A 25,558-nucleotide genomic window follows, 5' to 3' on the forward strand; every position below is an offset into this window, starting at 1 on the left:
TGATTTATGGAAGGATGCGCGCTATTTCTTAAGGCCTGCCAGTATCTTGTCGGGTGTAGCCGGTATGGCCTTGATCCTGACTCCGCAGGCGCTCTTTATCGCGTTGCATACCGCGACGTGCGGCGCCGCAAGGGGCATCTCGCCTGTTCCGGAAGCTCCGAAGGGACCAAGGGGACGCGGTGTCTCAACGTGTACCAGCCTGATGTCGTCGGGAACATCCTTGATGTAGGGAAGACCCATAGTCACAAAGTTGTTGTACTTGCTCTCGTCAAGGAAGTCCTCCGTAAGAGCGAGCCCTATGCCCTGGGCTATGCCTCCGTACTGCTGTCCGTCGACTACGAGGTAGTTGTTGATGACTCCTACATCACCCACGAGAACGAACTTTTCGCAGCGGGCCTTGCCTGTCTCTGTGTCTACGGATACCATCGCCAGGTTGACTCCGAACATGTGGAAGCCGAAGGGCTTGCCTATGCCGGTGTCTTTGTCGTTGCCCGAGCAGACTTCAAGCTCGCCCTTTTCGTTGATGACCTGTGCCTGTGTGTAGCCTTCGTAGAAGACGGGGATGTTCTCTGCGATCATTTCATCATATGTCCTGTATGTGCCGTCGGCTTTGCGCATGGCATCGAGAAGCTTTTTACAGCTGTCAACTATTGCGTTTCCTACCATTACCTGGGAACGGCTTGCAGCGGCCGCTCCGCTGTTGGGGGCCTTTGCGGTGTCGCTGAGGACCATCTTGATCTGCTCCGGCCTGAGGTCCAGAGGCTTAAGTGCTTCATGTGCGGTGCCGAGGCATCCGATGTCAGCTCCCTGACCGTGGTCTTCCCATGTGTTGTAGACGATGACTCCGTCTTTCGTGAGCTCGATGTTGCTGGCAGCATCGTCAGCTCCGTCGTCGTTGGAGTTGTATATGCCTATGGAGACTCCGACTCCGAACTTGACCTTACCGCTGCTCTTGGCGGCCGCCTCTTTTTTCATCTCTTCATAGTAGGGGCGGGCCTTTTTCATCATCTCGGGAAGCGGGAAGACTTCGGGAGCATAGCCTGAGGGCATTATGCCGAGTGGGTCAGTCGTGCCCTTTTCCCACTGCATGAGGTTCATCTCTCTGAAATCGAAGGGGTCTATCCCGCATTTTTCAGCAAGCATGTCCATCGCAGTCTCACATCCCCAGTAGGTCTGGGGCGCCCCGTAGGCGCGGAATGCCGCGCTCCAGCGGTGGTTGCTGAAGCAGGTGTAGCCGGTAGCCCTCATGTTGGCGTAGGCGTATGGCGAGAAGAAGAACTGGCCGCCCTTGTTGGTGAGGTCGTTGGATGATTCGCTGTATGGACCGTGATCGACCCACCATGTCTGTTCTGCTCCAAGAAGCTTACCGCTCTTGTCGGCACCGACCCGGATATGCATAAGGAAGGGTGATCTCTTGGGAGTGCGGATGTTGTGTTCCTTCATGTTGATGCGCATGTAGACAGGACGCTGGCACGCAACGAGGGCTATCGCAAGGTAGGGTTCGTTGGTCGGAGCTACCTTGTATCCGAAGGAGGCTCCCATGTTGTTCTGGATGACCCTGATCTTCGACGGAGCAACCCCTACGCCGCGCGCTATCATCATCTGGTGCCTGTATACGCATATTGATTTGGTGGCGAGGGTGACGCGCCCTTCCTCGTCATAGTAGGCGTAGCCGCAGTCGGTCTCAAGGACCATGTGGGGCTGGCGTGAGCTGTAGAATTCGTCCTCAACGACGTAAGGAGCATTGTCGAGGTCTTCTTTGGGATCCGCGCCCTTCGTGAACATGCGCTTGTTGAAGGCGTTGGGCATGCCGTCTATGCCGTCGATCTCATCGTAGACCTTTACTGCGTCCGCTGCTTTCGCCTGGTATATGTCGATGAGTTCAGGAAGAGGCTCATAGTCTACTTTGATCTTGTCGGCCGCAGCGCGGGCATTTGTCTCGGTGTCTGCGCAGACTATGGCGACGCACTCGCCCCACTGGCGGATCTTGTCGCCCTCTTCGACCATTATGCGGCGTTCCCATCCGTCTGTCGTCACAGAGGGACATCCGACCTGGCCCCTGATCCTGTTGGTGCCCTTGTTCGCCCTGACATCCTTGTAGGTGACGACCTTGTATACTCCTGGCATCTTTTCCGCTTCGGATATATCGATCTTGTTGACCTTGGCGTGGCGGACTCCTTCAAGCGCAAAGGGATATGCAAAGAGGAACTCTTCCGGAAGCTTGAGCCTGTCATCGTCGCCGAAGTCCCAGAGTCCGGTCGCTTTGTAGACAGCGCTCGGGCGGGGATATTTTGAATTCCAGATGGAGTCGCCGGGTTTGTACATCTTCGCCAGGTCCTCTATCTTCTCTTCTCCCCTGAGTATCGCGGCCGCCTTCATGACGGCGTCGACGACCTGAACGTAACCTGTGCAGCGGCAGGCCATCCAGTTTTTGCTGTACCAATCGCGGACCTCTTCCCTTGTCGGGGCGGGGTTGCTGTCAAGAAGGGCTTTGCCGGCTGTAATGAATCCGGGGGTGCAGAATCCGCACTGTATGGCTCCGCAGACTATGAATGCCCACTGGAGGGCGTGGAGGTTTTCAGGAGTTCCGATGCCCTCGATGGTCGTTATCTGCGCGTACTCGGGAACGTTCTTCCACTTCGTGATGCAGGAACGAACGACCTTGCCGTCCATTATTACGTTGCAGACCCCGCACTGTCCGTGGTCGCAGCCCCTCTTGGTGCCGGTCATCTTGAGCTGGTCCCGGATGACTGTCAGCAGGGAGACCTCCGGTTTACCGATGATCCTCCTCGGCACACCGTTGATGGTTATGTTCTTTACGTGGTAGTTTGCTTCTGTCACTTGTTACATCTCCTCTCTCCGTTGCCGGAACTTATTTAAAACAGGCATAAACACCAAAAGCGGTATCTTTTCATGACGCCGCATGAAAACAAGAGACGATTTTTTGAAAAGGGGGAGAAAGGATAGTCAAGAAAAGACCGACAGGCAGGCTTCTATCCGTTTTGATGCACCCCTTTCCAAAAAGGACTGTCGTCCGTGGGAGGCCGCCCGGTTTCCCATGCGGCCCTCGGGATCGCTGTTCTGTACAGCAAATCCGCTGGTCTGCGTCCATGGAGGATATCTTTAGGAGCACAGACTCGGGGAATAAATGCAACTAAGTTGCATACATATGGTATATATTGTTATGATGTCAGGATACATTCATCTGAATTGCGCGACAACTTTAAGTGCGGATAAGGAACCTTTTGGTTTATTTTGGTTTATATTTTGTCAATAAAGTTCTTAACGTTTTTCAGATTTGACATCGGCTTATTTTTTATAATAGAATCTGGCTTTGTTATTTATGGAATGGGGACAGTTTAATGGACGCAGTGAAGGAAACGGCAGACAGCAACAATGTTCAGGTCGCCATGGGTTTCGGATACGGACTCAGGACAGGCACTCCGATTGCGGTCGGTTATATTCCAAGTGCCGTCGCATGCGGCATTCTGTGCAAGACTGCCGGGCTTACCGCATTCGAAAGCCTTTTCATGTCGCTCGTCGTATTCGCAGGGGCAAGCCAGTTCGTCGCGCTAAATCTCATTATGATCGGTTCATCCTTTCCTGAAATAGTTCTTGCAACGGCAGTCCTTAATATGAGACATATCATGATGTCTTCCTCTCTTGCCAGAAGGCTTGTTCCTGGGATAGGAGCGCTCAAGAAATCATGGATATGCTTTGAGTTGACAGACGAAAGCTTCAGCATCGCCTCGATGCAGAAGGAACCTCGTTTAGCACCTGAGTTCATGTTCGGCCTCAACATAGTGGGGCACATAAGCTGGGTCTCGGGGACGCTCCTTGGTTTCTACGGCACTTCTGTTATGCCGCAGAACGTCCAGGACAGTATGGGGATCGCCCTTTACGCCTTATTCTTGGGCCTGCTCCTGCCCTCGGTAAGGAAAAGCAGGCCGGCATTTGTCGTTGCGGCGGCAGGCATGGCTCTCAGCGCACTGATAAAGTGGACTCCATATTTTGCCGGCCTGAACCGGGGGATCGCCATTATGACCGCTACAGGAATTGCCGCCCTTATCGGAGCGCTGCTCTTCCCCCTGGATAAAAGAAGGTCAGCCCGATGACAAGGATAATGATCCTGTCTGTCCTGATGATGTGCGTTACAGCCCCCTCAAGGATCCTTCCCGTCTTCTTCCTCGGGGAAAGGAAACTTCCGCCCTTTGCAGAGTCGCTGCTCCACTACATCCCCTATGCTGTCCTCGGGGCGCTGATATTCCCTGACGTACTTACCGCGACAGACAGCATATACAGCTCTGCGGCCGGAGCCATTGTTGCAATAATACTCGGCTGGTTCGGCAGGGGGATCCTGGTCGTACTGGTCGGAGGGATACTTGCAACTTACATCACCGGACATTTTATTGGGATTTAAGGACAGGATCAAAAAACAAAAGGGGCTGCGTGAAATCCCAAGATCCCACACAGCCCCTTTTTTGTATCTGAACTCTTTGATCCTATATCAAAGCCATCCTGTATCTCTTTTCCGGTCTTCCGACCTTACGGTAGGCATACTCAACAATTACCCTCTCATTCATTGTCAGGAACTCGAGGTATCTTCTCGCTGTCGACCTTGATATTCCAAGCGCGTCCCCTACTTCCTGTGCAGAGAATGTGTCGTTGTTGTCCCTCAATAAATTCTCCACTTCATTCAAACATTTGAGCTGAAGCCCCTTTGGTATGGCTCTGTTGTTTGCCCAGGAAGGGTCTCTCGCCCTCAGGGAGACAAGGGTATCGAGGTCTTCCTGCTGCCACGGCCTCGTCCTTCCCGTCAGGCTCTGGTGGTAAATGTGATAGTTGCGCAGTGCAAGCCTGAGCCTTTCAAAGGAGAAGGGTTTGATGAGATACTCAAATACTCCCTGGCAAAGAGCCTTCCTTACAAGGTTGGGATCCTCTCCCGACGATGCGACTATAAAGTCAGTCCTCGGAAATTCCTTGCGAAGTTCGTCAAGTCCCTCCAGTGCGTTAAAATCTTTCAGGTAAAGATCCAAAAGGACCAGATCTGCCTCGACACATCTCAAAGACTCGAACATCTGCGTACCGCTTGAAACACATTTTAGTACGGTAAAAGCAGATTCGGTAGCGATAAGATCTGAATACAACTTCTGCAGCAGCGGATCTGCTTCAGCTATCAGGACTCTTAAAATTCGCAAATCATGTTCCTCCTCTTATTAAGGAATTCACGGGCAGCACATTAAGCTGTTTATTATCCGCTTGTCAGGCACCTGGGAGAGGACAGAACAGGAGGGTACCTTGGTACAGATACCCCAAAGTTTGCTGTTCCCCCTTTCCAAGTGCGGGAGGCGCCTTCGTTTCCGAAAACACCCATTGGTCTTATGCCGTTGGAAAAGTTCCTTTAGGCAATCCGACTCGGGGACGTACAAAACATCAACGGTACTAGACTACATCAAGAAGAGCGATTCCGTCAAGAAAGGGAGAAAATTTAAAAGGTTTATTAAAATCCTATCGTTTAAGTTGCTCGGGAGTGCATTTTCTGACTCTCTCAAATATAATAGGGAAACAAGAATATAAGGAGGCTTTCCGATGTCAAATCAATGCTGGGGTCCGGAGATTTACAAAAAAGGGGCAGATTTTGTCCCTCTGTTTGGCAGGCCGGTCATCGAACTGCTTGATCCAAAAAAAGAAGAAAAGATCCTTGACCTCGGATGCGGAAACGGCACCCTGACCAAAGAGCTTGCTGACATGGGATGTGCGGTGACGGGCATTGATACAAGCCCGGAGATGGTCGAGGCAGCAAGGTCCCTCGGCCTGAAAGCCGAAGTTATGGACGGAGAGCACCTGCATTTCAGAGAGGAGTTTGACGCCGTGATGAGCAATGCGGCGATCCACTGGATGAACGACCAATACGCAGTGGTGCGAGGCGTATGGAAATCTCTGAAACCCGGCGGACGCTTCGCTGCGGAATGCGGGGGAGAAGGCTGCATAAGGGTTATCCGCGAGGGCATGAAGATCGCACTGATCAAACGGGGCATCGACTACAAGGCCAGAAATCCGTGGAAATTCCTCGAACTGGGGGAGTTCTCGAAAATACTGGACAACCAGGGCTTCAAAGTCTCCTACATTGCAAGGGTAGACAGGCCAACCCCGCTTAAAAACGGACTGAGGTGCTGGCTTGAGGTATTTGCGAACCGTCACACCGAGGGATTCTCAAATGAAGAAAAGGAACTTTTCTACAAAGAGGTCGAGGATTACTGCAGGCCGATGCTCTACACCGAAGAGAACGGCTGGGTCGCTGACTACGTGAGACTGCGCTTCCTCGCCCTAAAACCCCGGATCTCCCAATAAGAAGAGAATGATTAAGTAAGAGGGCTCCCTTTCCGCAAAGGGGCCCTCTCTTTGTATGATCTGCACCGGAAACGGAAGGCGGCCTCAATAGTTCCCTTATCTGCTCCTTATCCTTTCCAGGTTCTTCTTGTATTCCGGGAGGGCCTCCCATATCGTATCGCCCAGGTCACATGGAAACTCTTCACAGAAGCCGCAGTGGGGTATGCCGTTCTGAAGCGCGCAAATCCTGACCCTGCATCCGGTGCATGCCACGCTCTTGGCCCCCGGTTCGGTACATCCCGTACACCTCATCCTTGACGGCAGGATGAAAGATCTGCCTCCGCGGATCTCCTCGGCGGCAGCTATTTTTGAGAGTGTTACCATATCGTTCCTCTCGGTTGCCCCGCGCGCCTCGCATGAGCCGCAGTCCATGCCGCAGCAGCCTAATATCTCCATCAAGATATCTCTGAAGACGGATAAGCTGAATTGACCACTCCGCTTTTAAGCACTCTGCACCCGATCTTTTCAAGCTCGTACGAAAGAGCATCAAGGCCTTCGGCTACGCTTTTCCACTCCGTATCGAAGGCCTGGTCAACAAGGAAGAGGGCGCTTTCCGTGCTTTCGGAGAGGGAAGCATCTCTTGTGTCACGGTGGTTCCAGAGCCAGCAGCAGACCTTTTCTTGGTCCGCATAAAGAATGTTTTTCGGAGATACATCGATAACGCTGTCGCCCGCACCAAGCGGGTAGAATTTTTCGCCCTCGAGGCCATAACGAAGCACCAGGTCGCCTCTGAGCTTTGCGGTATCATGAGCTCCCATGGGAAGGAGGCTTAGCGCCGATACGCAGTCGTAGCAGTCTACAACGTTTGATACGCTCCATATGTCTCCCTTGAAAGTCCTCCTGAGAAGCGCTTCCAGCGAAGATCTGTACTTACTGGGCTTTACCCCCATCTTCGAATAGACATCACGCCATCCTGCCACATCAGGATGCAGCATCATCGTATCCTGGGATATCCCTATATCATTCAGCCTTCCGACAAGCCCCCTCTTCATCTTTTCGACATATTCATCAGACGGGGCCACACGGACCTGGGCAAGGAGCCAACCGATCTTTGCACCCGGGAAAAGCTCGAAAATTTCTCTTTCTATCATCAGTTTCATAAGGAATCTTCCTCCTTTGGTTATCTGTGATCTGCATCATTTAGTGATCCTACTCTCCTGCAAAGGACCAGGGCTAGCCATCCGACCGCCCACCCTGCCGCTGTTCCTGCAGCCAAAAGCGGCACTATGTATAGGAGTACCCTGATGTCATTCACCATTGCAGCTGCTACCGATACTTGTGCCGCGTTGAAGGCCCATGCCCCCGCGACGCTTATCCACGGCAGGCTGAAGTCATCCCTGTATTTAATATATATAAAGGACATTACAGATGCCGACATGAGCCCTCCGGCCAGGCTGCAAAGAAGCGCAAACCAGTTTCCTGTCATTACCCAGGCCAGGAAGACCCTGATCAGCGTTACCGCAAAAGCCTCCTTCACGCCGAGAAGAACGAGTGCGACAAGGGAGAATACGTTTGCAGCGCCAAGCTTTATTCCAGGGAGAGGCATAGGGAGGTTTCCTTCGAAGATGTTGAAAACCAGTGCAAAGGCAGCAAGTGAACCGGTAATGATCAAATTTTTGAGCTTCATCACCAGGTCACCCCGTCTACTTCTGTTTTGCCTGAGATCCTGATAACAAGCCTGTTAGGCAGGCATACGGCAGAATCTCCCGGCCTCTGGAGCCACCCGCGCTTCACACAGTCCTTGTCCGGACAATCCGATGCAATAACCGCGATTTTGCCGTCCTCTGTTTTCAGTACGTTTCGGCCGCCTTTGTATTCGACTGCAAATTCCCCGGCGGGGTCTCCCTTTTTCAGCAATACCCTCCGCAAAAGCTTACCGTCCTGTATTATTTCTGCATTTAACACATCAGGGGCTTTTGTCAGAAACCTGATGCCCCAGACAACACATGAAGCCATGAGTATCACTATGAGGATCTTCAGCATTGCCCTGTCTCCTCGCTTCATTCCCATCACTGGACCGCCGGCTCTTTTTTCATATCTGGCGCTTTCAATATAAATTTTTCACTAAGTCCCTTCGTCACATATACAATTGTACCCCCAGTTTTTTTTGCCACGAGGACAGCCTCAATGTTTTTCAATTCATGCAACAGGGAAATGCCTTTTTCAAAACCCATTACAAAAATCGCTGTACTGAGCGCATCCGCATCCGTAGAATCTTCACTTATTATTGTAACTGAGGCCAGGTCTGACTGGGCAGGGTATCCGGTCAAGGTGTCAAAAATGTGATGATATTTCGCCCCCCCTGATTCAAAATATCTCTCATAAGGTCCTGATGTAACGACAGAAACATCAGATACTTCAACTATGCCGAAATATTCTCCTCTACGCATGAACGGATGCTGAAGCCCTATCTTCCACTTTCCGGGCCTGGGAGAGTTCCCAAAGACCGCGATGTTCCCTCCGAGATCGATAAGGCCTGATCGGATGCCCTCTTGTATAAGCAGGGCCCTTACTTTATCTGTGACATATCCCTTTGCTATTCCCCCAAGATCTATCCTCTGTCCTTTGGCTGTCCGAACGAAGGTCCCGTTCCCTTCATGCGCGACAGAGGTCTTTTTGAAATCTGTCAACTTAACGGCCTCTTTAAGCCGCTCAGGGTCAGGGATGGCTGCACCCTCAGTTCCTATCCCCCAGAGTTTGACGACTTTTCCTACAGTAGGGTCAAATGCCCCTCCTGTCCGTTCTGACCATTCAAGCGCCCTTTCCAAAAGGACGGCAGTCTCTTCCGAAACTTTTACAGGGTATTCTCCCGATGCTCTGTTGACGAGCGAGATGTCTGAAGAGGGGATATTTACTGAAAGAAGATTTTCCAGCCTTTCTATCTCTTTCATCGACAGATCAAGGGCATTGTTGAGTTTTTCGGTGTCATCCCCGTAGACGGTGATCCTGACTATCGTGCCAAGTCGGTATGATTCGCCGGAGACTTTTTTCGGAGCCCCCCATCCGAGGCCTCCCATTGCTGCGTACAGCATTATCATCAGCAAAACTGTCACAGCAGCAGCGGCTAGATATAATATTGGCCTTGACGCGCCTGCTTTGATGCTCATATCTTTCTGCCTGCAGCCTCCGGATAACAAAAATTTTTATTATGTGTATATATGCCGGTATTTCATATCAATATCGTGCCTGCACGATATAATTGATCACTTATTGCGAACCTTATGACTAAATTACCCGGGGAAGAGATGATACACCTATCTTCTGAAAAGATTCATCGGCAGAGCGCCGTTCTCGGGAAGGTATTTCATTGGATCAAGGGCTGTTCCTTTGGCGTTTCGGACCTCAAAGTGGAGGTGGTTAGTAGTCGCCCTTCCTGTCCTGCCTACCGTTGCGATCAGATCTCCCCGTCTCACCTTCTGGCCGACCCTTACGTTCATCGTCGCGCAGTGGGAATAGAGTGTCCACAACTGATCGGAGTGGTTGATTATGATGACCCTGCCGTAGCCTCTGAAACCTTTTCCTCCGTTCGAGGCCACCTCGACTATACCGTCAAGTGCAGCATATATTGGGGTCCCCTTAGGAGCTACGATATCTATGCCGAAGTGTTTCCTCCTCCCCTTTGAAGCCGTTCTGCTGAATAGGCTTGAGAGCTCCCCGGAGTTTAGGGGCCACTTCATGTCGCTGATGATAAGGGGAGCGCCTCCGCTGACCATCTCTTCCTCGTCCCATTCGATGTCGCCGGGAGAGGCCAGTTTTCTGTACGCCGTTTCGAGCGGATCTTCCTGAAGGGACTGATAATCTATTTCCTTTGCGTGAAGGTGATCAGGAGTAAAAAGAGTCAAAAGAAGCATCAGACAAAAAAGATAAACTCTCCCGGCCCAAAGACCAAAAAAGTTTTTTATGGGGCTGTATATAATCAAACTGTTACCTGAACAGCTTTCATTAACCTTGGTGATGCGACCCATCAGAGACCTCCCCGTTGTTGGAGGAACGGTCAGATAATTTTACCACAGAGCTATGACCAGGTTCTTGCCAAAAGTCCGACCATCTCCTCCATTACCCCTGGATCAGCTTTCCCGTATCTGCTGCGGAAAGAGTGGTCCGCACCCTCGATCACGAAATAGTGTTTTTCGCTCTCCGGAATGCTTGCTTCTCGCAGTACTCCAAGGCAGCTCTCTTCAGAAAAGATCTCATCGCAGCTCCCTCTGAAGGATATCAGCCCTTTGGCTTTTACATGTGCGAGCATGTCGGTGTCTATTTCTGAACGAAGGGTGGAAAGGACCGGAAGAGACATCATCCGTTCCTCCACTTCCTTGTAGGCCACAAGTCCGGTCCCGCTAAGGATGATCCTTTCGGGGAGCGGAGATCCTTCGCCTGCATTACGTTTTATATTGTCAGCTGCCGCTGAAAGGGCAATGATCCCTCCAAGTGAAAAGCCCCATATCCAGATGGGTCTGTCAGGCATCTCCCCGCTGATTTCGGATATTGCGTTAAAGACGTCCTGCTGCTCCTGTGCGAAGGTTTTTCCGGAAAAGGCTTCCCTTATCCACAGAGGCACATCATTTGAGAAATCATTCCGGTTCCTGACTTTTCTGCTCGTCTCCACCAGCCATGGAGCATACCCCCGTCCGGAGAGAAGCTCTGAAAGAAAACGAAACTTGTTGTTTTCGCCCATGTTGGCGCTGCTGTGGACTCCGTGGAGCAGGACCACCTGGACCTCGTTCGGTTCTTTGGGGGGGAACGATGTCACCCTTACCTCATTATCCCCAAAGGTCCCCGGGACCACGTACTCACGGATATTTGAATGCTCGCGGATCATTTTCATTTTTTTCATACCCGACATAAACTAAAAAGAGGGCGGGATCCCGCCCTCTCTGTTATGTTTGTTTTCCGGTACAGAGCCTTACTTTCCCTGATGAGCTGCAAGGGCAACAGCTGAAGCTATGGAGAGGAGCTTTGTTTCAGCTGAGTCCGCGCGGCTTGTCAAAACTACCGGTGCGGCCGCTCCCAGCACTATACCTGCCGTCTTGTTCTCTGAGAAGTAGACTATCGCCTTTGCAAGCATATTTCCCGACTCAATGTTGGGAACGTGAAGGATATCTGCATATCCGGCAACGTCGCTCTTGATGCCCTTGTGATGTGCAGATTCCGGGGATACTGCATTGTCGAGGGCGAGGGGCCCGTCAATGATGCATCCTTTGATCTGGCCGCGGCGGCTCATCTGCGTAAGAAGGGCCGCATCCATCGTAGGAGGCATATCGGGATTCACCACTTCAACGGCTGCGAGGGCGGCTACCTTGGGGCAGCTTACACCGAACGCATGTGCAAGTTCTACGACGTTCTTAATTATATCGATCTTGATCTTGAGATCCGGATACATGTTGAATGCGGGGTCTGAGATAAAGAAGATCCTGTCATATCCCATTATTTCGTGGATGTATACGTGAGAGAGAGTCTTGCCTGTACGGAGGCCCTTTTCCTTGTTTAGTATGCCTCTAAGGAAGTTGGCTGTCGCCACCATCCCCTTCATGACTATCTGGGCTTGTCCGCCCGATACAAGTTCAACGGCTTTGAGTGCCGCGGCAGCTTCGCCGCCCTTTTCGTCGATTACTTCGTAGTTGGCAAGGTCAATGCCGAGCTTATCTGCAACTTCTTTGATCTTGTCCGCGTTGCCTACCAGGAATGCTTCAGCAACGCCGGCTTTGCGCGCGTTCTCTACCGCTTCCATTACCTCTTCGTCTTCTGCACATGCAACGCTTATCTTCTTGGGGCCTACTTCCTTTGCATACTCAAGCAGCGCACCTAGTGTACGGATCTGTTCCATTTGAGAAATGACCTCCCTGGGATGTATTGTCACAGGCTTGTCGCCTGCATTTTACATAAACTCGTGAATTATTATACATGTTTATTCAAGCAGCGTACAACTGCAGCCAAATTGCAGAATTTTGCGAATATATAAGGTTTTTCTGATAATTCCTGATATCTGAACAATGGCGCATATAAAAAACGTGTGGTACGAACGACGTACCACACGTTTTTTATATAAATATTTTCTTTTGCTTATGCCATAAACATGGCTATGTCATCATCGACATTGCCTACTCCTGCGATACCGAACTTCTCCACAAGGACCTTGGCCACGTTTGGTGAAAGGAAACCTGGCAGTGTCGGGCCAAGGTGGATGTTCTTGACTCCAAGATAGAGCAAGGCAAGGAGAACGATGACTGCTTTTTGCTCATACCATGCGATATTGTAGGCGATAGGGAGCTTGTTGACATCGTCAAGACCAAAAACTTCCTTGAGCTTGAGGGCTATGACCGCAAGCGAATAAGAATCGTTGCACTGGCCTGCGTCAAGGACTCTTGGTATTCCTCCGATGTCTCCCAGATCGAGTTTATTGTAGCGGTACTTAGCGCATCCCGCTGTAAGGATGATCGTGTCCTTAGGAAGTTTATTGGCAAACTCGGTGTAGTATTCTCTTGACTTCATGCGTCCGTCACAGCCGGCCATTACAAAGAATTTTCTGACTGCTCCGGATTTGACTGCATCGACAACCTTGTCGGCAAGGGCAAGGACCTGGTTATGGGCAAAACCTCCCACTATCGATCCCGTTTCTATCTCTTCCGGCGCCGGAAGTTTCTTCGCCATTTCGATGACTGCGGAGAAATCCTTCTTACCTGCTGTGTCAGGCACAATGTGGGCACACCCCGGGAATCCGGCTGAACCGGTAGTGAATATGCGCTGTCTGACTTCTTCGCTCTTCGGCGGGACAATGCAGTTTGTAGTAAAGAGAATGGGGCCTTTGAAGGTCTCGAACTCGCCGGCCTGTTTCCACCACGAACCGCCATAGTTGCCTGCAAAGTTGTCATACTTCTTGAATGCGGGGTAATAATGGGCAGGGAGCATTTCACCGTGAGTATAGACATCGACTCCCGTTCCCTTAGTCTGTTCAAGCAACTGCTCAAGATCGGTAAGGTCATGTCCCGAAATGAGGATAGCAGGATTTTTTCTTACTCCGATATTCACCATCGTTATCTCAGGGTCGCCGTACTTGGATGTATTGCCTGTATCAAGAAGCGCCATTGCCGTGACCCCGTTCTCTCCGGTTCTGAGAGTAAGGGCTACAAGGTCATCAGCCCCGAGGCTGTTGTCCAGGAGTGCGGCCAGTGCTTCATAGATGAACTTGTAAATGTCAGTATCTTCCTTCCCAAGGTTGAGCGCATGTTCCGCATAAGCAGCCATGCCTTTCAGACCATAAGTTATCATTTCCCTGAGGGAGCGGACATCCTCGTTTTCTGTAGCAAGAACTCCGACTGAAGCTGCTTTTTCAAGCATCGCATCCCTGCCATCGGCATTGAAAAGGGCCGCATCGTGAAGTCCGGCTGCCTGGATTTTGGCTTTGAGGCCCTCCCTGACGGAGATCATCTTCGTGATCTGCTTCTGGATGGCATCGGCATCGAAATTTGCGTTCGTGATCGTCATGAAGAGGCTTCTCAGCACTTCGTGGTTCACTTCGGGAATGCCTGCTGCGTCAATTTTGCCCTTTACGACAACATCGGAGATGCCTTTGACTGTGTAAATAAGAAGATCCTGGAGTTTTGCGACGTGTTCTTCCTTGCCGCATACTCCCTTAACCGTACATCCTTTGTTCATTGCAGTTTCCTGACACTGAAAACAGAACATGCTCATATATCCTTCCCCCTTTTGTTATTTATTCCTGCCGAGGTCATTATGCCTTTGCTATCTTCATCCCGAATCTGACGGCTTCTTCTTTGATGCTTTCCGAAGGGTTCCACTGATTGCGGAGTCCCTCTTCGTCTATCAACTCAAAGCCCGCGTTCTTCATCGAGTCCAGGATGACTTTGGTGCCCTCTCCGCTCCATCCGTAACACCCGAATGCCGCAGCCTTTTTGTTTTTGAACTTAAGTCCCTTCATCAGGTGCATGAAGCCGGCAACTGAATGAAGGACGCTGTTTCCTACTGTGGGTGACCCGACAACTACTGTTTTTGACTTGAAGACTTCCGTGATCACATCGTTGTCGTCGTTCTTAGCAAGGTTAAACAGTTTGACGGTGACATCCTTGTCTGCCAGTCCGATCCCCTCTGCGATCCTCTCGGCGAGCTCTTTTGTCCCGTTCCACATAGTGTCGTAGATGACCGATATCTGGTTCTCCTGATAGTCGTCCGCCCATTTGGCATATTTTTCGACTATCTGCATCGGGTTATCACGCCAGATCACTCCGTGGCTCGTTGCGATAATATCGATCTGAAGATTGAGGGAGAGCACCTCGGCAAGCTTCTTTCTCAGTATCGCGCTGAACGGCGTGATTATGTTGGCGTAGTATTTTATGCATTCGTTGAATAGCTCGCACTGGTCCACCAGGTCGTTGAAAAGCTTCTCTGTCGCGTAGTGCTGGCCGAATGCGTCGTTGCTGAAAAGTATATTGTCCTTGGTAAGGTATGCAGCCATGCTGTCCGGCCAGTGGAGCATCGACATCTCGACGAAGATAAGCTCCTTGCCGTTTCCGACATCCAGTTTATCGCCCGTCTTGACCACATGGAAGTCCCAGTCCTGATGGTATTGCCCCTTAAGTGACTTGACCGCATTTGCTGTGCAGTATATCGGTTTGCCGGGGATCAGCTTCATAAGTGCGGGAAGCGATCCACTGTGGTCTACTTCACCATGGTTCACAACGATATAGTCGATCTTGTTCAGGTCGATCTCCTTCTGCAGGTTCGCGACAAATTCTTCCGCGAAGGGCATCCAGACGGTATCAATAAGTACCGTCTTCTCTTCCTCTATTAGATAGGAATTGTAAGTCGAACCCTTATGTGTGGAATAATCGTCCCCATGGAATTTGAGGAGCTCCCAGTCGACCTTGCCTACCCATGAAACGTTGTTTTTTAACAGCTTTTTCAACCGTCATCACACCTTTCTGTCATTATGGAAAAGGAATAACGTACCATCATATAACTGCCATACCAACTAAAATTAACAAATCATCAAATTCTTTGCATCAGTACAAAACACATATGGATATGTTTTTGTTTAAGTCGCTTTCTTTTTTTCTGATATTTTGATCCGGTGAACAAAAGACCATATCTGTCCGCTTTGCCGTTCTTCATTCTCCTGCTTGCAACATGGCTTAAAAAAGGAGGGAGAAAACATTATCTGCAATAATTAAGGAGTTTTAAATACCTTAATTATTTATACTTACTAGATACCAAACAATAATATCACATAGTCATATGTATAAATCAATAATATTAATTCTTTCTTATCTGATGAATTATTTTGACAGGTCCGACAAATCACGGTCCGCTTGCAGGCTTCAATGACCCTGCGTTAGTGAGAGGTCCGGACAACGAGACAGGCCCCTGAGCAACCTCAGGGGCCTGTGATCCGTTGGGATGACCAAATTAATGGCGGGCTCGGCCGGAGTCGAACCGGCGACCTACGGCTTAGGAGGCCGTCGCTCTATCCTACTGAGCTACGAGTCCGCACCGCAAAAGGTAGTCTATCATGGAACATCAGGTTAATGCAACTATCTCAGAGACAAAAACAGAGCGAATTCAGCTTTTTCGCTCAAATGATCCTAAGATGATCCCGAGATCAATGAAAAATCGGTCCCTGATCTACAAACTCAGGGAGCTGAGATATCCGCCTAGCTCGTGGAGCCCGTCCTGCAAAAGCTTCGTGTCACCGAATCCATAACCAAGCCTGAAGCACTTTTTCTCTTCGAAACAGTCTCCGTGGCAGAGAAGGACCCCGGTCTTTTCGTATATGTCCGTACAAAGCTCCACTTCATCGATATCATAGTCGTAGTGGACAAGCATAGTCGTAGTGAAACTCTCACCATAAACTGAGAGGCGGGGCTGGTTCATGATCCAGTCCTCCGCGATCTTTTTGTTGGGCCTGACTATGGCACGGGCCCTTTCAAGCATTTTATCGCTGTTCTCAAGGGCTATGGCGGATATCAGCTCATCGAAGACCCCGTTGCAGATCGAATCGTATGACCGTCTGTTCTCAAGGATGTCATAGGCCTTTTTGTCGCGTGTGACAGCCCAGCCGACCCTTGTCCCTGCCATCGAGTAGATCTTGGACATGCTGCTTGTGGCGATCCCCTTCTCGTAAAGATCAACTATCGATGGCATGTATGCGTCCGCAAGTCCTCTGTATATTTCATCACAGAGGATGTATGATCCGTTCTTTTCGGCAACTGTAATAATTTCTCCCAGTTCATCGGCATCCATATAGGCACCGGTAGGGTTATTGGGGTTGGTCAGTGTTATCATTTTCGTTCTGCTGTCTGTAAGCGAGTCCATTTTTTTTGGATCGACCTTATAGCCCTCCTCCTTTTTCAGGCGAAGGGGACGGACTTCTATCCCTAGGGCTTCAGGGATGGAGTAGTGCTGCTGGTAGTTGGGCATCACCGCTACCACATTATCTCCCTTTTCAAGCATCCCGGTAAGCACGGCCGAGTTTGCCCCGGTACCTCCATGGAAGGTAAGCACCATACCCGGCTCCGCCATTTTATAGGTCGAAGCGGCCGCATCAAGAAAGCGGGGCAGGCCAAAGAAGGCTCCGTAATGTAGGTGGGTCTCGAAGAAGAATTTTGTAAGTTCATCCTTGTTCTCTCCGCTCAGTTCCGCGAGTTCATCCAGGGAGATAGCCTTTACGCAGCTTGCCCCAAGGTTGTACCTGCATTGAGCGTCACGGGGATTCAGCCATTTTTCAACTTTAAAATCTTTGATAGGCACAGCTCTTTCCTCCTTTTGCGTTTAAGAGACATTCCGATGCAAAGCAGTAAGGCATCTTTGAACTCTATTCTCAAAGCTGGATATCTATGCTTTTCTGCTCCCCTTTTTGGGAAACCGTCACCCTTACTTTCGCCTTTGCGGCAGCCCTGCTTTCAAGGTAAGAATCAACGCGGGCAATGTCAAAATTTTTGGTGTCGTATGTATCGATCATGACCAGAGAATCTCCCGGCAGGATCCCGGCATAGAATGCCGCGGTACCTTTTACAACATCTTTAATGAGAAGCCTGCCGCCTGGATCCCTGAAAAGCTCCTCAAGCTCAAGACCGAGATAACTTTTGGAAGGGGGGAGGGGCTGGGGTTCCTTATAGTATGCTCCTGACTCCTCGGAGACCGAATAGTCGGGAGCGGTCACCCTTACAGATATCTTTTTGCTCTCCTGCCGGATCGTGTATTCAAGCCTTATATTCTCTTCGAAACCGCTGACCTTAATGACGGTGACCCCGCTTCTGTCATCGAGGAACGTCTTTTTGCCCTCTCCCTCCCATGACTTTACCAGCAGCTCAACTGTGCCGGGGACCCCTCTTTCAAAAATAAGATCTGCCGCGTGTTCCATCTCTTTTCTCGAACTTTCCTTCGCGTGCTCCCTTATTTCCCTGACCTTCTGCTCGTATGCGGCCTGCTGTTTGGCTGCCTCCGCCTGGTTGTTGGTGTTTCCCGCAGCGAGAGTGCCCAGGAGGACTGCCAGACCAGTCGCGTCCACCCAGACCTCGGTATGGCTCGAGCTGTAACTGTGATGTTCCGAATAGGCAAATGCAGTTCGGACAGGGGCGATCAATAAAATCAGAAAAAAAGCTGTGGACCTGACGTATTTTTTCATCTGCATCTTTTCCTCCCGATCTCTTTTGTCTTATCTCGCTGTTTTGAACGTTTCCGCTGTATTATGGAACAAATCGAGGTTTTCGGGGATAGCGGATCTTGCTATGCCGACCATAACATGGCTGTTTTTGCCGTCAAAAAGCATCGTCTGGTATATAAGCTTCTTTTCTTCACCTGAAGTATATCCAACTATCTCTATCCCGTTCAGTCCGTCGATCATTACCTCTTTTTCAGATATGATGTCGACCTTTTCTCCCTTTTCTATCATCTGCAGTTTTTCCTTTGCAAAACCCGGCTGTTTATCCGGAGTTACAAAGGTGTTTGAGATGCGTGATACGACAAATAAAGAACCGTCCTCTTTTTTTGTGGGGAGGAAACCATCCTTTGTATATACGACCGCACCGTCAAGCAGGCCGGCAAGTTTAAGGGGCGTCCCGTGCACATCGATATTGCCCTGCGGGATCTCTGCAGGGGGAGAACTTTTTACACTTTCCCAGTATGCGCTCCTGATCGTTTTAAGTACAGCCTCTCCACGCAGCTGGTCTTTTGCAGGGTAAAGGCCGTTTATCATCCAGCACTCTTTGCCCCTGTCGACGACCAGAGTCCATTTGCCGACCATGCCGGATCCTTTTTTCTGAAATATCTTCATCAGCATCGCAGATGAGCCATTCCAGACAAACTCATTTTTCATCTTAAGTTCCATATTTGCCTTTTTCAGATTATCCTCGGTGAACTCTTCCAAAAGGGCAGCGTATGGAAGGCGTATGACAGATGACTCCAGTGAAACTTTTTTTGTTTTGTCCACACATCCTGCCTGTGATTCTACAAAAGTGCAGCCTTCAGGCAAAATAACATAGACCGGCATGGCAAATACAGATTTGTGCAGGGGACTCTTTTCCGTATTGATTTCTTTGGGACCGTCGGCAGCGGCATTGCCCGCGATAAAGAAGAAAAGCAAAAGGACGGGCAGGAGCTTCGCATTTTTTAGAAGAAGCTTCATCACTCAGTTACAGCATCGCCCGAATCCGGCAGACCACGGAAGATCTCCGCTGATCCGTCTTCATCCCCGGAAAGAGGCTCGCCCTCCTGCTCTCCGGTATCGGGCATGATCGGTCCGTCCTCGGTGATGCCCGGGATCTCCGGCAGACCAGGGGCGACCTTTTTCAGCAGATCCCTGAAAAACCCCTTGACCTTGCCTGAAGAGAGATTTTCGGCAAGTGCTTCAGCTCCCTGTATGGCGCTTTCGCTGCCTATCTCTCTCAATGCTTCGACTTCTTTCTCAGCGGCCCCGTAATCCTTTGCCCTGATGTAGAGAAGACCCAGCTTGTATCTTGCCTCCACATTGTCCGGCTCCAGCTTGACGAGCTTTTCATAATAGAGTGCAGCCGTCTCGTAATCCTCCATCCCAAGGCTGCTTTCCGCAATGCCCTTTACGACCCTGGATTCAGGCCTGAGACTGAATTTTTCGGCCTTCATGAAGAGCTCTGAAGCCCCGTAGTGATCACCGGAACGCAGAAGGGACTCCGCCTTTGTTATATTCCTCTCCCTCATTGCCGCAACGGCAAGGAGTGCCGTGGCAAAAAGCAGTATTATGACCAGCATAACAACGAAACCGGAAAATAAACCTCCTCTTTGTCTACTCATATCATATTCCTCCAATCGATCCAGATATATTCCGCACCGGTTCGCAGCAGGACCATGCCGCTGCCATGAACGTTCTCAGGAGAGATTCCTGCTCCAGTTATATTTTATCAGTTTCATCAGGCCGTCGGACCGTTCGATCAGATGTATGCCGCAAAAATCCATCGGATAGAAAAAAATGTCGTTCAGCTTAAATCCGAAATAATTACACATCAGCGTCCATATGACTCCTCCATGGGCAAAAAGCATTATGTTCCCGCACGGATTATCCCTGAGTATTTCATCAAATACAGGAACGGTACGTTTCTGAAGATCCTTAAAGCTCTCCCCTCCGGGAGGCCCCACCGAATCAAAAGAGACGCCCCTCTTTTCGTATATCTCGTTCCAGGTCAATCTTACCTCGTCGAAACTCCTGCCCTCCCAGTCTCCCAGATGTATCTCACGGAGCCCTCTCACGGGGCGTATCTCGCATGTCCGGCCGGCAAGGGCTATCTCCGCAGTCTCCCTCGCTCTCCTTAGGTCACTTGAGAAGACCATGTTCGCCTCAACGCCCCTCAGCACTTCGGCCAGCCTCTTTGCCATCATTACACCCTCCTCGGAAAGAGGATAGTCGGTGGATCCGTAATATAGTTTCCCTCCGTGGGGAAGATCAGGCTTGGCATGGCGGATCAGATATATTTTCTGCTTTTCTCCGTTATTCAAATGGCTGCAGCTCCTGACATAAATGATCAAGGTAAAATGGTGAAACTGTCAAAGACTTACATTATATTTTTATTTTATCCGCATAGTCTTGACCCTGCCTCGGCATAAACCCAGGCTCAGATGGTCTCTTCGTCGGAACTTTCCCATGGCGGAGAGACGATGCAAAGGAACTCCAGCTTGTGATCACATTCGTTCACCACATACTGTACTGCAGAGGGCGGAACAAGGACGGCTCTCCCCTTTTTCAGCTCTATCGGTCTTTCGTCAATAAAAAGAATCCCTCTCCCTGCTATTATCCAGTAAACTTCTGAAGACTTGACCAAACGGTGGGGAACCGTACGTCCCTTCGGAAGGACCACCGCATGGGAGAGGGAAAAACCGCAGAATGGCAGCCTTTCATTTCCCGGATGGAATATCTCCGCAAGGGAACATAGGTCACCGGCAGTGAAGTGTTCTGCGGTGTCCGCGTCTTTTAAAATGAAGGTACCATCCATTCGTATCCCCCCTTATATATGTCGCCGAACTTACATTCTGTTTATATTTTCACCGTGAACTTTTTAGTTCCTCGTTTTCGTATCAGGCATTATGTTGATTTCTTATGTACCTCTTGCGATGAATGGCGGCCTTCTTTATAAAAACATGGAGAAAGTTTTGTATGTTACATTATACAGAGAATTCGGATTTTTATGCCGTAATTTTGGGTCTGCACCTTGGCACAGCCCGGGAAATCAAAAGGCAGAGCCGCTCGGGCCCTGCCTTTTGAGGTGTCTTGCTGTACATGACGGTTAAATTTCCATTTTCGTATATCCCTTGGGGATCTTGAAGAGATTCTCGTCAACCTTGCTTCCGTACTCGATTATCTCCATAAGCGCCTCTGAAGTTTTCCAATATCTCCACTTGTTGGTCCCCTCATCAAAATAGTATATCTGCTCTTCTCCTTCGCTGACTTTGATCTTGTCATAATCGTATGTCCTGCCAGCGATCTTGTCTTTTCCGGAGGATACGACCAGCTTGGTTTTTTCAGCTTCAGACAGGTCCTTGTCGTCATTCAGCGTAGGGCCATCAAATGACTGATGAGGCATTTTCATGTACATCTTCTCTTCATGCATCAGGATCGTGGTGGTCTTTGCCGCGTTGTCCGTGATGGTGCTCATGTGACTCATGTCGCTCAATACATCTACGTACATAAAGTGGCCTTTGACAGCCATGGTGGTAGTATTCTCCTCACGCCCGTCGCCGGTCTCGACTGACGCTTTGAATTTAAGGAATATCGCATGCTTTGAAGGGTTCAGATCATCATGCCATATTTTCATAGCCCTTTCACCAGGTCTGTAGGCCGCTTCGGCCGACAACGTACCGATAAGGGAAAAGGCGGCAGCTGCTGCAATAAAGCCGAGACTCTTAAAAAAAGTGTTTTTCCTAGCCATTAAAGATTCCTCCCGTATGTAGTAATTTGTTTGCCGGTAGTTCCGGAACGCTTTAGTAATACATATAATTTATCATATTATTGCACGAAAACAATATCGTTCCACAAAATCTGATCGATCTGTCTCTCCCTGACGCCGCCCCAAAAAAGGGGGAGCCGGAAGGCTCCCCCTTTGCTGCTTTTGTCCTTGTCCGAAAAACTATACTTCTCTTGGCTGTGCCTTGTAGTGTGTGTGGAGAAGGTGGTGCGACTTCTCTCCGAGGGGCTTGCCGAGCCAGTTCTCGTATAGTGCGACGATATCGGGGTTTTTGTGCGACTGGCGGATGGTCATCACTTCGTCGACCTTGTAGACTGCCGCAGTCCTCGCCGCCCTTACATCGGCGTTTACAGGCTGGGGCTGTCCGCCTCCGCCTATGCAGCCGCCTGGGCACGCCATGACTTCAATGAAGTGGTAGTCGGCTTCTCCGGCACGAACCTTGTCCATGAGGATCCTTGCATTTTTAAGGGTGTGAGCGACCGCAAGCTTGACTGTTACGTTCTGGCCGTTTACGGGAACATCGACAGTGGCTTCCTTGATGCCTTCCATCCCGCGCACAGGCATAAAGCTGACTCCCGGAAGGTCCTTGCCATCGTTCAGAACAGCGTAGACCGTGCGCAGAGCCGCTTCCATGACGCCGCCCGTGACTCCGAAGATAACAGCTGCTCCGGTCGACATGCCAAGAGGGCTGTCATACTCTTCTTCAGGAAGGTTCTTGAAATCGATCCCCGCATTCTTGATCATCCTTGCAAGTTCCCTGGTCGTGAGGACCGCGTCAACATCCGGGATCCCGGGGTTGCTCTGTAGCTGCGGCCTGACGCGCTCTGCCTTTTTAGCTGTACAGGGCATTACCGATACGCTGAATATCTTTTCGACAGGGATGCCCTGTGTTTCCGGCCAGTATGTCTTTGTAAGTGCCCCGAACATTCCCTGGGGCGATTTGGCTGAGGAAAGGTGCGGAAGGAGATCGGGATACTTCATCTCAATGAAGTTGATCCAACCCGGGGAGCAGGACGTGATCATCGGGAGCGTACCGCCGTTGACCACTCTGTCAAGGAACTCATGTCCTTCTTCCATTATCGTGAGGTCTGCACTGAAGTCCGTGTCGAATATTTTGTTGAAGCCCAGCCTGCGGAGCGCGGCTACCATCTTGCCGGTGACTATCTCCCCCGCAGGGAGGCCAAGCGCCTCTCCGAGGGCAACGCGCGTTGCGGGAGCAGTCTGTACGATGACATATTTGCCGGGATCCCCAAGGGCGTCAAAGACCTTCTCCGTATCATCCTTTTCGCAGATCGCGGCTGTCGGGCACACCGCGACACACTGGCCGCAGTATGTGCATGTGACCTGGTCAAGGCCGTAGCTGAATGCGGGCTCGACAAGAGTCTTGAATCCGCGGTTGACAAATGCGTAGACATCCAGCCCCTGATGCTCATGGCATGCCCTGATGCATCTGCCGCAAAGTATGCACTTGTTAGGTTCGCGTACTATACTGGGGTTGGACTCGTCCTTCACCGCATCGCGCTTTTCGCCTGTATAGGGTATTTCGCGGATGCCGAGGTCTGCCGCTATCGTCTGGAGCTCGCAGTTGTTGTTCTTTTGGCAGATAAGGCATTCCTGGGGGTGATTTGCCAGAAGCAGTTCTACAACAGTCTTCCTCGTCTCTCTTACCAAAGGCGTGTTCGTATGCACGACCATGCCGTCAGAGACAGGGTATACGCATGCCGCTCCAAGACCGCGGGCCCCTTCTATTTCTACAATACAGACCCTGCATGCGCCTTCCTTAGTCAGTTCCGAGTGGTAGCAGAGCTGCGGGATGTGTATGCCGGCGACCTGGGCAGCCTCGATCACTGTATAGCTGCTCGGTACGGATACCGTCTTATTATCTATAGTTACCTTTACCAGTTCCATCTGTTCTCTCTCCTCTCAACCAGAATCAACCGCGGATGATCGCCTTGAACGGGCATTTTTCCATACAGGCTCCGCACTTGATGCACTTATCAGGATCGATCGTGTGCTTGCCTTTGGGTTCTCCGGATATCGCGTCTACGGGGCATACCTTTTTGCAAAGGCCGCAGCCGACACACTTATCGGTGATCTTGTATCCGATAAGGGCTGTGCAGACTCCCGCCGGACATTTCTTATCGTAAATGTGGGCCTCGTACTCGTCCCTGAAGTAGCGCAGCGTCGAAAGGATCGGGTTCGGCGCGGTCTGTCCGAGGGCGCAGAGGGCTCCTGCCTTGATAGATTTGGCAAGTCTCTCCAGCTTCTCTATGTCGCCGTCTTTTCCCTTACCTTCTGTAATGGCGGTAAGCATTTCGAGCATGCGTTTGGTGCCTTCGCGGCAGGGGGTGCATTTGCCGCAGGATTCGGACTGTGTGAAGTTGAGGAAGAACTTGGCGACGTCCACCATGCAGGTGTCCTCGTCCATAACGACGAGTCCGCCGGAGCCCATCATCGCTCCTGCAGCGATCAGTGAGTCATAGTCGATCGGCGTGTCAAGCAGTTTCTCCGGTATGCATCCGCCGGAGGGGCCGCCTATCTGTACGGCCTTGAATTTCTTGCCGCCCATGATGCCGCCGCCGATTTCAAAGATGATCTCGCGCATCGTGATACCCATCGGCACTTCGGCAAGTCCTGTGTTGTTGATCTTTCCTGTAAGGGCGAATACCTTCGTTCCCTTTGATTTCTCGGTCCCAAGCTTCGCGTACTCCTCGGCTCCGACCCTGAAGATGTAGGGAACATTTGCAAATGTCTCTACGTTGTTGATGTTTGAAGGCTTCTCCCAGAGTCCCTTTACAGCAGGGAAGGGAGGACGGGGGCGCGGCATTCCGCGTCTGCCCTCGATCGAAGCCATGAGAGCTGTCTCTTCACCGCAGACAAATGCTCCTGCTCCTTCCTTGATATGCAGCGTGAAGCTGAAATCGGTGCCGAGTATCTTTTCGCCGAGGAGTCCCGCCTCTTCAGCCTGTGCGATGGCCTTCTTCAGGCGTTTGATCGCAAGCGGGTACTCCGCGCGGCAATAGATGTAGCCCTCGTCAGCCCCTATCGCATAGGCGCAGATCGCCATACCCTCAAGGATCGCGTGGGGGTCGCCCTCCAGAAGGGAACGGTCCATGAATGCGCCGGGGTCGCCTTCGTCGGCGTTGCATATGACATACTTTTTGGGACCCGGAGACTTTGAGCAGAACATCCACTTCATTCCTGTGGGGAATCCGCCGCCGCCGCGTCCGCGAAGGCCGGTCTTTTTCATCTCTTCGACGACCTGTTCCGGTGTCATGGTGAGGATCGCTTTTGCAAGGCCTTCATATCCGTCGGCTCCGATGTATTCTTCGATCGAATCGGGGTTGATGTGTCCGCAGTTTCTGAGGACGAGACGGTGCTGTTTTTTGTAGAATGCGATTTCGTCGTAGCTCGGGACCTTCTCAGCCGTGAGCGGTTCCTTGAAGAGGAGACGCGAGACGATCCTTCCCTTGAGAATGTGTTCTTCAACTATCTCGGCAACATCTTCGGGCTTTACTCTTGTATAGAAGGTGCCTTCCGGATAAATGATCACAAGGGGACCGCCCTCACAGAATCCGTGACACCCTGTTTCAACGAGACTTACTTCTTCGCGCAGTTTTTTTGCCTTAAGTTCTTCATCAAATTTGGCAAGCACATCCTTAGCTCCGGATGCGGTGCAGCCTGTACCGGTACAGATCAATATATGAGCTCTGACAAGAGCCATC

The 25,558-nt window shown here is 50.8% G+C and carries 24 protein-coding genes, 1 tRNA gene and 2 riboswitches; of the genes, 3 read left to right on the forward strand and 22 right to left on the reverse strand.

The genetic code is table 11. The features are described from left to right. Window positions 1–21: 21 nt before the first annotated feature. Entirely contained in the window at window positions 22–2,841 is a 2,820-nt protein-coding gene (locus OLM33_00330) for a molybdopterin-dependent oxidoreductase (protein ID MCW1712119.1), read from the reverse strand. Window positions 2,842–2,994: 153 nt separating this feature from the next. After that, window positions 2,995–3,155, reverse strand: a riboswitch (molybdenum cofactor riboswitch). Between the two features lie 207 nt (window positions 3,156–3,362). Here OLM33_00330 and OLM33_00335 point away from each other — a divergent pair. Both OLM33_00335 and OLM33_00340 read left to right on the forward strand, forming a co-directional pair. After that, entirely contained in the window at window positions 3,363–4,115 is a 753-nt protein-coding gene (locus tag OLM33_00335; protein MCW1712120.1) for an AzlC family ABC transporter permease, read from the forward strand. Then, window positions 4,112–4,420, forward strand: a complete 309-nt coding sequence (locus tag OLM33_00340; protein ID MCW1712121.1) for an AzlD domain-containing protein — start codon at window positions 4,112–4,114, stop codon at window positions 4,418–4,420. The genes OLM33_00335 and OLM33_00340 overlap by 4 nt, the downstream gene beginning before the upstream one ends. Window positions 4,421–4,502: 82 nt before the next feature. Here OLM33_00340 and OLM33_00345 read toward each other — a convergent pair whose 3' ends face one another. Continuing rightward, the gene (locus tag OLM33_00345) at window positions 4,503–5,198 is read right to left on the reverse strand and encodes a response regulator (GenBank protein MCW1712122.1); all 696 of its coding nucleotides are present in this window, start codon (window positions 5,196–5,198) and stop codon (window positions 4,503–4,505) included. Window positions 5,199–5,312: 114 nt separating this feature from the next. Further along, window positions 5,313–5,433, reverse strand: a riboswitch (molybdenum cofactor riboswitch). Window positions 5,434–5,589: 156 nt separating this feature from the next. On the opposite strand from OLM33_00345, the gene OLM33_00350 reads away from it, so the two are divergent. Beyond that, window positions 5,590–6,351, forward strand: coding sequence for a class I SAM-dependent methyltransferase (locus tag OLM33_00350; protein ID MCW1712123.1), 762 nt, complete (start codon window positions 5,590–5,592; stop codon window positions 6,349–6,351). Window positions 6,352–6,447: 96 nt separating this feature from the next. Here OLM33_00350 and OLM33_00355 read toward each other — a convergent pair whose 3' ends face one another. The 20 genes from OLM33_00355 to nuoF all read right to left on the reverse strand — a co-directional run bounded on the left by OLM33_00355 (window position 6,448) and on the right by nuoF (window position 25,557). Further along, a complete protein-coding gene (locus tag OLM33_00355; protein ID MCW1712124.1) occupies window positions 6,448–6,786 on the reverse strand; it encodes a DUF3795 domain-containing protein in 339 nt (112 codons plus the stop codon). Beyond that, entirely contained in the window at window positions 6,786–7,490 is a 705-nt protein-coding gene (locus OLM33_00360) for a phenylalanine--tRNA ligase beta subunit-related protein (GenBank protein MCW1712125.1), read from the reverse strand. Before OLM33_00360 ends, OLM33_00355 begins: the two co-directional genes overlap by 1 nt. Before the next feature lie 20 nt (window positions 7,491–7,510). Beyond that, window positions 7,511–8,017, reverse strand: coding sequence for a Gx transporter family protein (locus OLM33_00365; protein ID MCW1712126.1), 507 nt, complete (start codon window positions 8,015–8,017; stop codon window positions 7,511–7,513). Beyond that, the gene (locus OLM33_00370) at window positions 8,017–8,400 is read right to left on the reverse strand and encodes a NusG domain II-containing protein (GenBank protein MCW1712127.1); all 384 of its coding nucleotides are present in this window, start codon (window positions 8,398–8,400) and stop codon (window positions 8,017–8,019) included. The genes OLM33_00365 and OLM33_00370 overlap by 1 nt, the downstream gene beginning before the upstream one ends. Continuing rightward, entirely contained in the window at window positions 8,400–9,497 is a 1,098-nt protein-coding gene (locus OLM33_00375) for an FAD:protein FMN transferase (GenBank protein ID MCW1712128.1), read from the reverse strand. Before OLM33_00375 ends, OLM33_00370 begins: the two co-directional genes overlap by 1 nt. 147 nt (window positions 9,498–9,644) lie before the next feature. Continuing rightward, window positions 9,645–10,241, reverse strand: a complete 597-nt coding sequence (locus OLM33_00380; GenBank protein MCW1712129.1) for a M23 family metallopeptidase — start codon at window positions 10,239–10,241, stop codon at window positions 9,645–9,647. A gap of 164 nt (window positions 10,242–10,405) precedes the next feature. After that, on the reverse strand, window positions 10,406–11,209 hold the full coding sequence (locus OLM33_00385; protein MCW1712130.1) for a hypothetical protein: 804 nt from the start codon (window positions 11,207–11,209) through the stop codon (window positions 10,406–10,408). 84 nt (window positions 11,210–11,293) lie between these two features. Further along, the gene (locus tag OLM33_00390) at window positions 11,294–12,214 is read right to left on the reverse strand and encodes a phosphate butyryltransferase (protein ID MCW1712131.1); all 921 of its coding nucleotides are present in this window, start codon (window positions 12,212–12,214) and stop codon (window positions 11,294–11,296) included. A 236-nt stretch (window positions 12,215–12,450) separates the two neighbouring features. Next, window positions 12,451–14,079, reverse strand: coding sequence for a hydroxylamine reductase (gene hcp / locus OLM33_00395; GenBank protein MCW1712132.1), 1,629 nt, complete (start codon window positions 14,077–14,079; stop codon window positions 12,451–12,453). A gap of 40 nt (window positions 14,080–14,119) precedes the next feature. Next, window positions 14,120–15,310, reverse strand: coding sequence for an anaerobic nitric oxide reductase flavorubredoxin (locus tag OLM33_00400; protein ID MCW1712133.1), 1,191 nt, complete (start codon window positions 15,308–15,310; stop codon window positions 14,120–14,122). A 504-nt stretch (window positions 15,311–15,814) separates the two neighbouring features. Further along, a tRNA-Arg gene (locus OLM33_00405) sits at window positions 15,815–15,891 on the reverse strand. A gap of 135 nt (window positions 15,892–16,026) precedes the next feature. Next, entirely contained in the window at window positions 16,027–17,151 is a 1,125-nt protein-coding gene (locus OLM33_00410; GenBank protein MCW1712134.1) for an aminotransferase class I/II-fold pyridoxal phosphate-dependent enzyme, read from the reverse strand. Window positions 17,152–17,221: 70 nt separating this feature from the next. Next, window positions 17,222–18,028 (reverse strand): PDZ domain-containing protein, encoded by an 807-nt coding sequence (locus tag OLM33_00415; GenBank protein ID MCW1712135.1) that lies wholly within the window; start codon window positions 18,026–18,028, stop codon window positions 17,222–17,224. A 30-nt stretch (window positions 18,029–18,058) separates the two neighbouring features. Next, window positions 18,059–19,030 (reverse strand): hypothetical protein, encoded by a 972-nt coding sequence (locus tag OLM33_00420; protein ID MCW1712136.1) that lies wholly within the window; start codon window positions 19,028–19,030, stop codon window positions 18,059–18,061. After that, window positions 19,027–19,671 (reverse strand): tetratricopeptide repeat protein, encoded by a 645-nt coding sequence (locus tag OLM33_00425; GenBank protein MCW1712137.1) that lies wholly within the window; start codon window positions 19,669–19,671, stop codon window positions 19,027–19,029. The genes OLM33_00420 and OLM33_00425 overlap by 4 nt, the downstream gene beginning before the upstream one ends. Before the next feature lie 75 nt (window positions 19,672–19,746). Continuing rightward, window positions 19,747–20,370: a histidine phosphatase family protein gene (locus OLM33_00430; GenBank protein MCW1712138.1), complete on the reverse strand. Its 624-nt coding sequence runs from the start codon at window positions 20,368–20,370 to the stop codon at window positions 19,747–19,749. Window positions 20,371–20,486: 116 nt separating this feature from the next. Then, the gene (locus tag OLM33_00435; protein ID MCW1712139.1) at window positions 20,487–20,864 is read right to left on the reverse strand and encodes a cupin domain-containing protein; all 378 of its coding nucleotides are present in this window, start codon (window positions 20,862–20,864) and stop codon (window positions 20,487–20,489) included. Window positions 20,865–21,155: 291 nt separating this feature from the next. Then, window positions 21,156–21,797 carry a DUF4412 domain-containing protein gene (locus OLM33_00440; protein MCW1712140.1) on the reverse strand — a complete coding sequence of 214 codons (642 nt, stop codon included), beginning with the start codon at window positions 21,795–21,797 and terminating at the stop codon, window positions 21,156–21,158. A 198-nt stretch (window positions 21,798–21,995) separates the two neighbouring features. After that, complete coding sequence (locus OLM33_00445) at window positions 21,996–23,741, reverse strand: NADH-dependent [FeFe] hydrogenase, group A6 (protein ID MCW1712141.1); 1,746 nt, start codon at window positions 23,739–23,741, stop codon at window positions 21,996–21,998. Between the two features lie 25 nt (window positions 23,742–23,766). Beyond that, window positions 23,767–25,557: an NADH-quinone oxidoreductase subunit NuoF gene (nuoF, locus tag OLM33_00450; GenBank protein MCW1712142.1), complete on the reverse strand. Its 1,791-nt coding sequence runs from the start codon at window positions 25,555–25,557 to the stop codon at window positions 23,767–23,769. Between the last annotated feature and the right edge of the window lies 1 nt (window position 25,558).

It is taken from the genome of Synergistaceae bacterium DZ-S4 (genome assembly GCA_025943965.1).
Classification (GTDB): domain Bacteria; phylum Synergistota; class Synergistia; order Synergistales; family Synergistaceae; genus Caenicola; species Caenicola nitritireducens.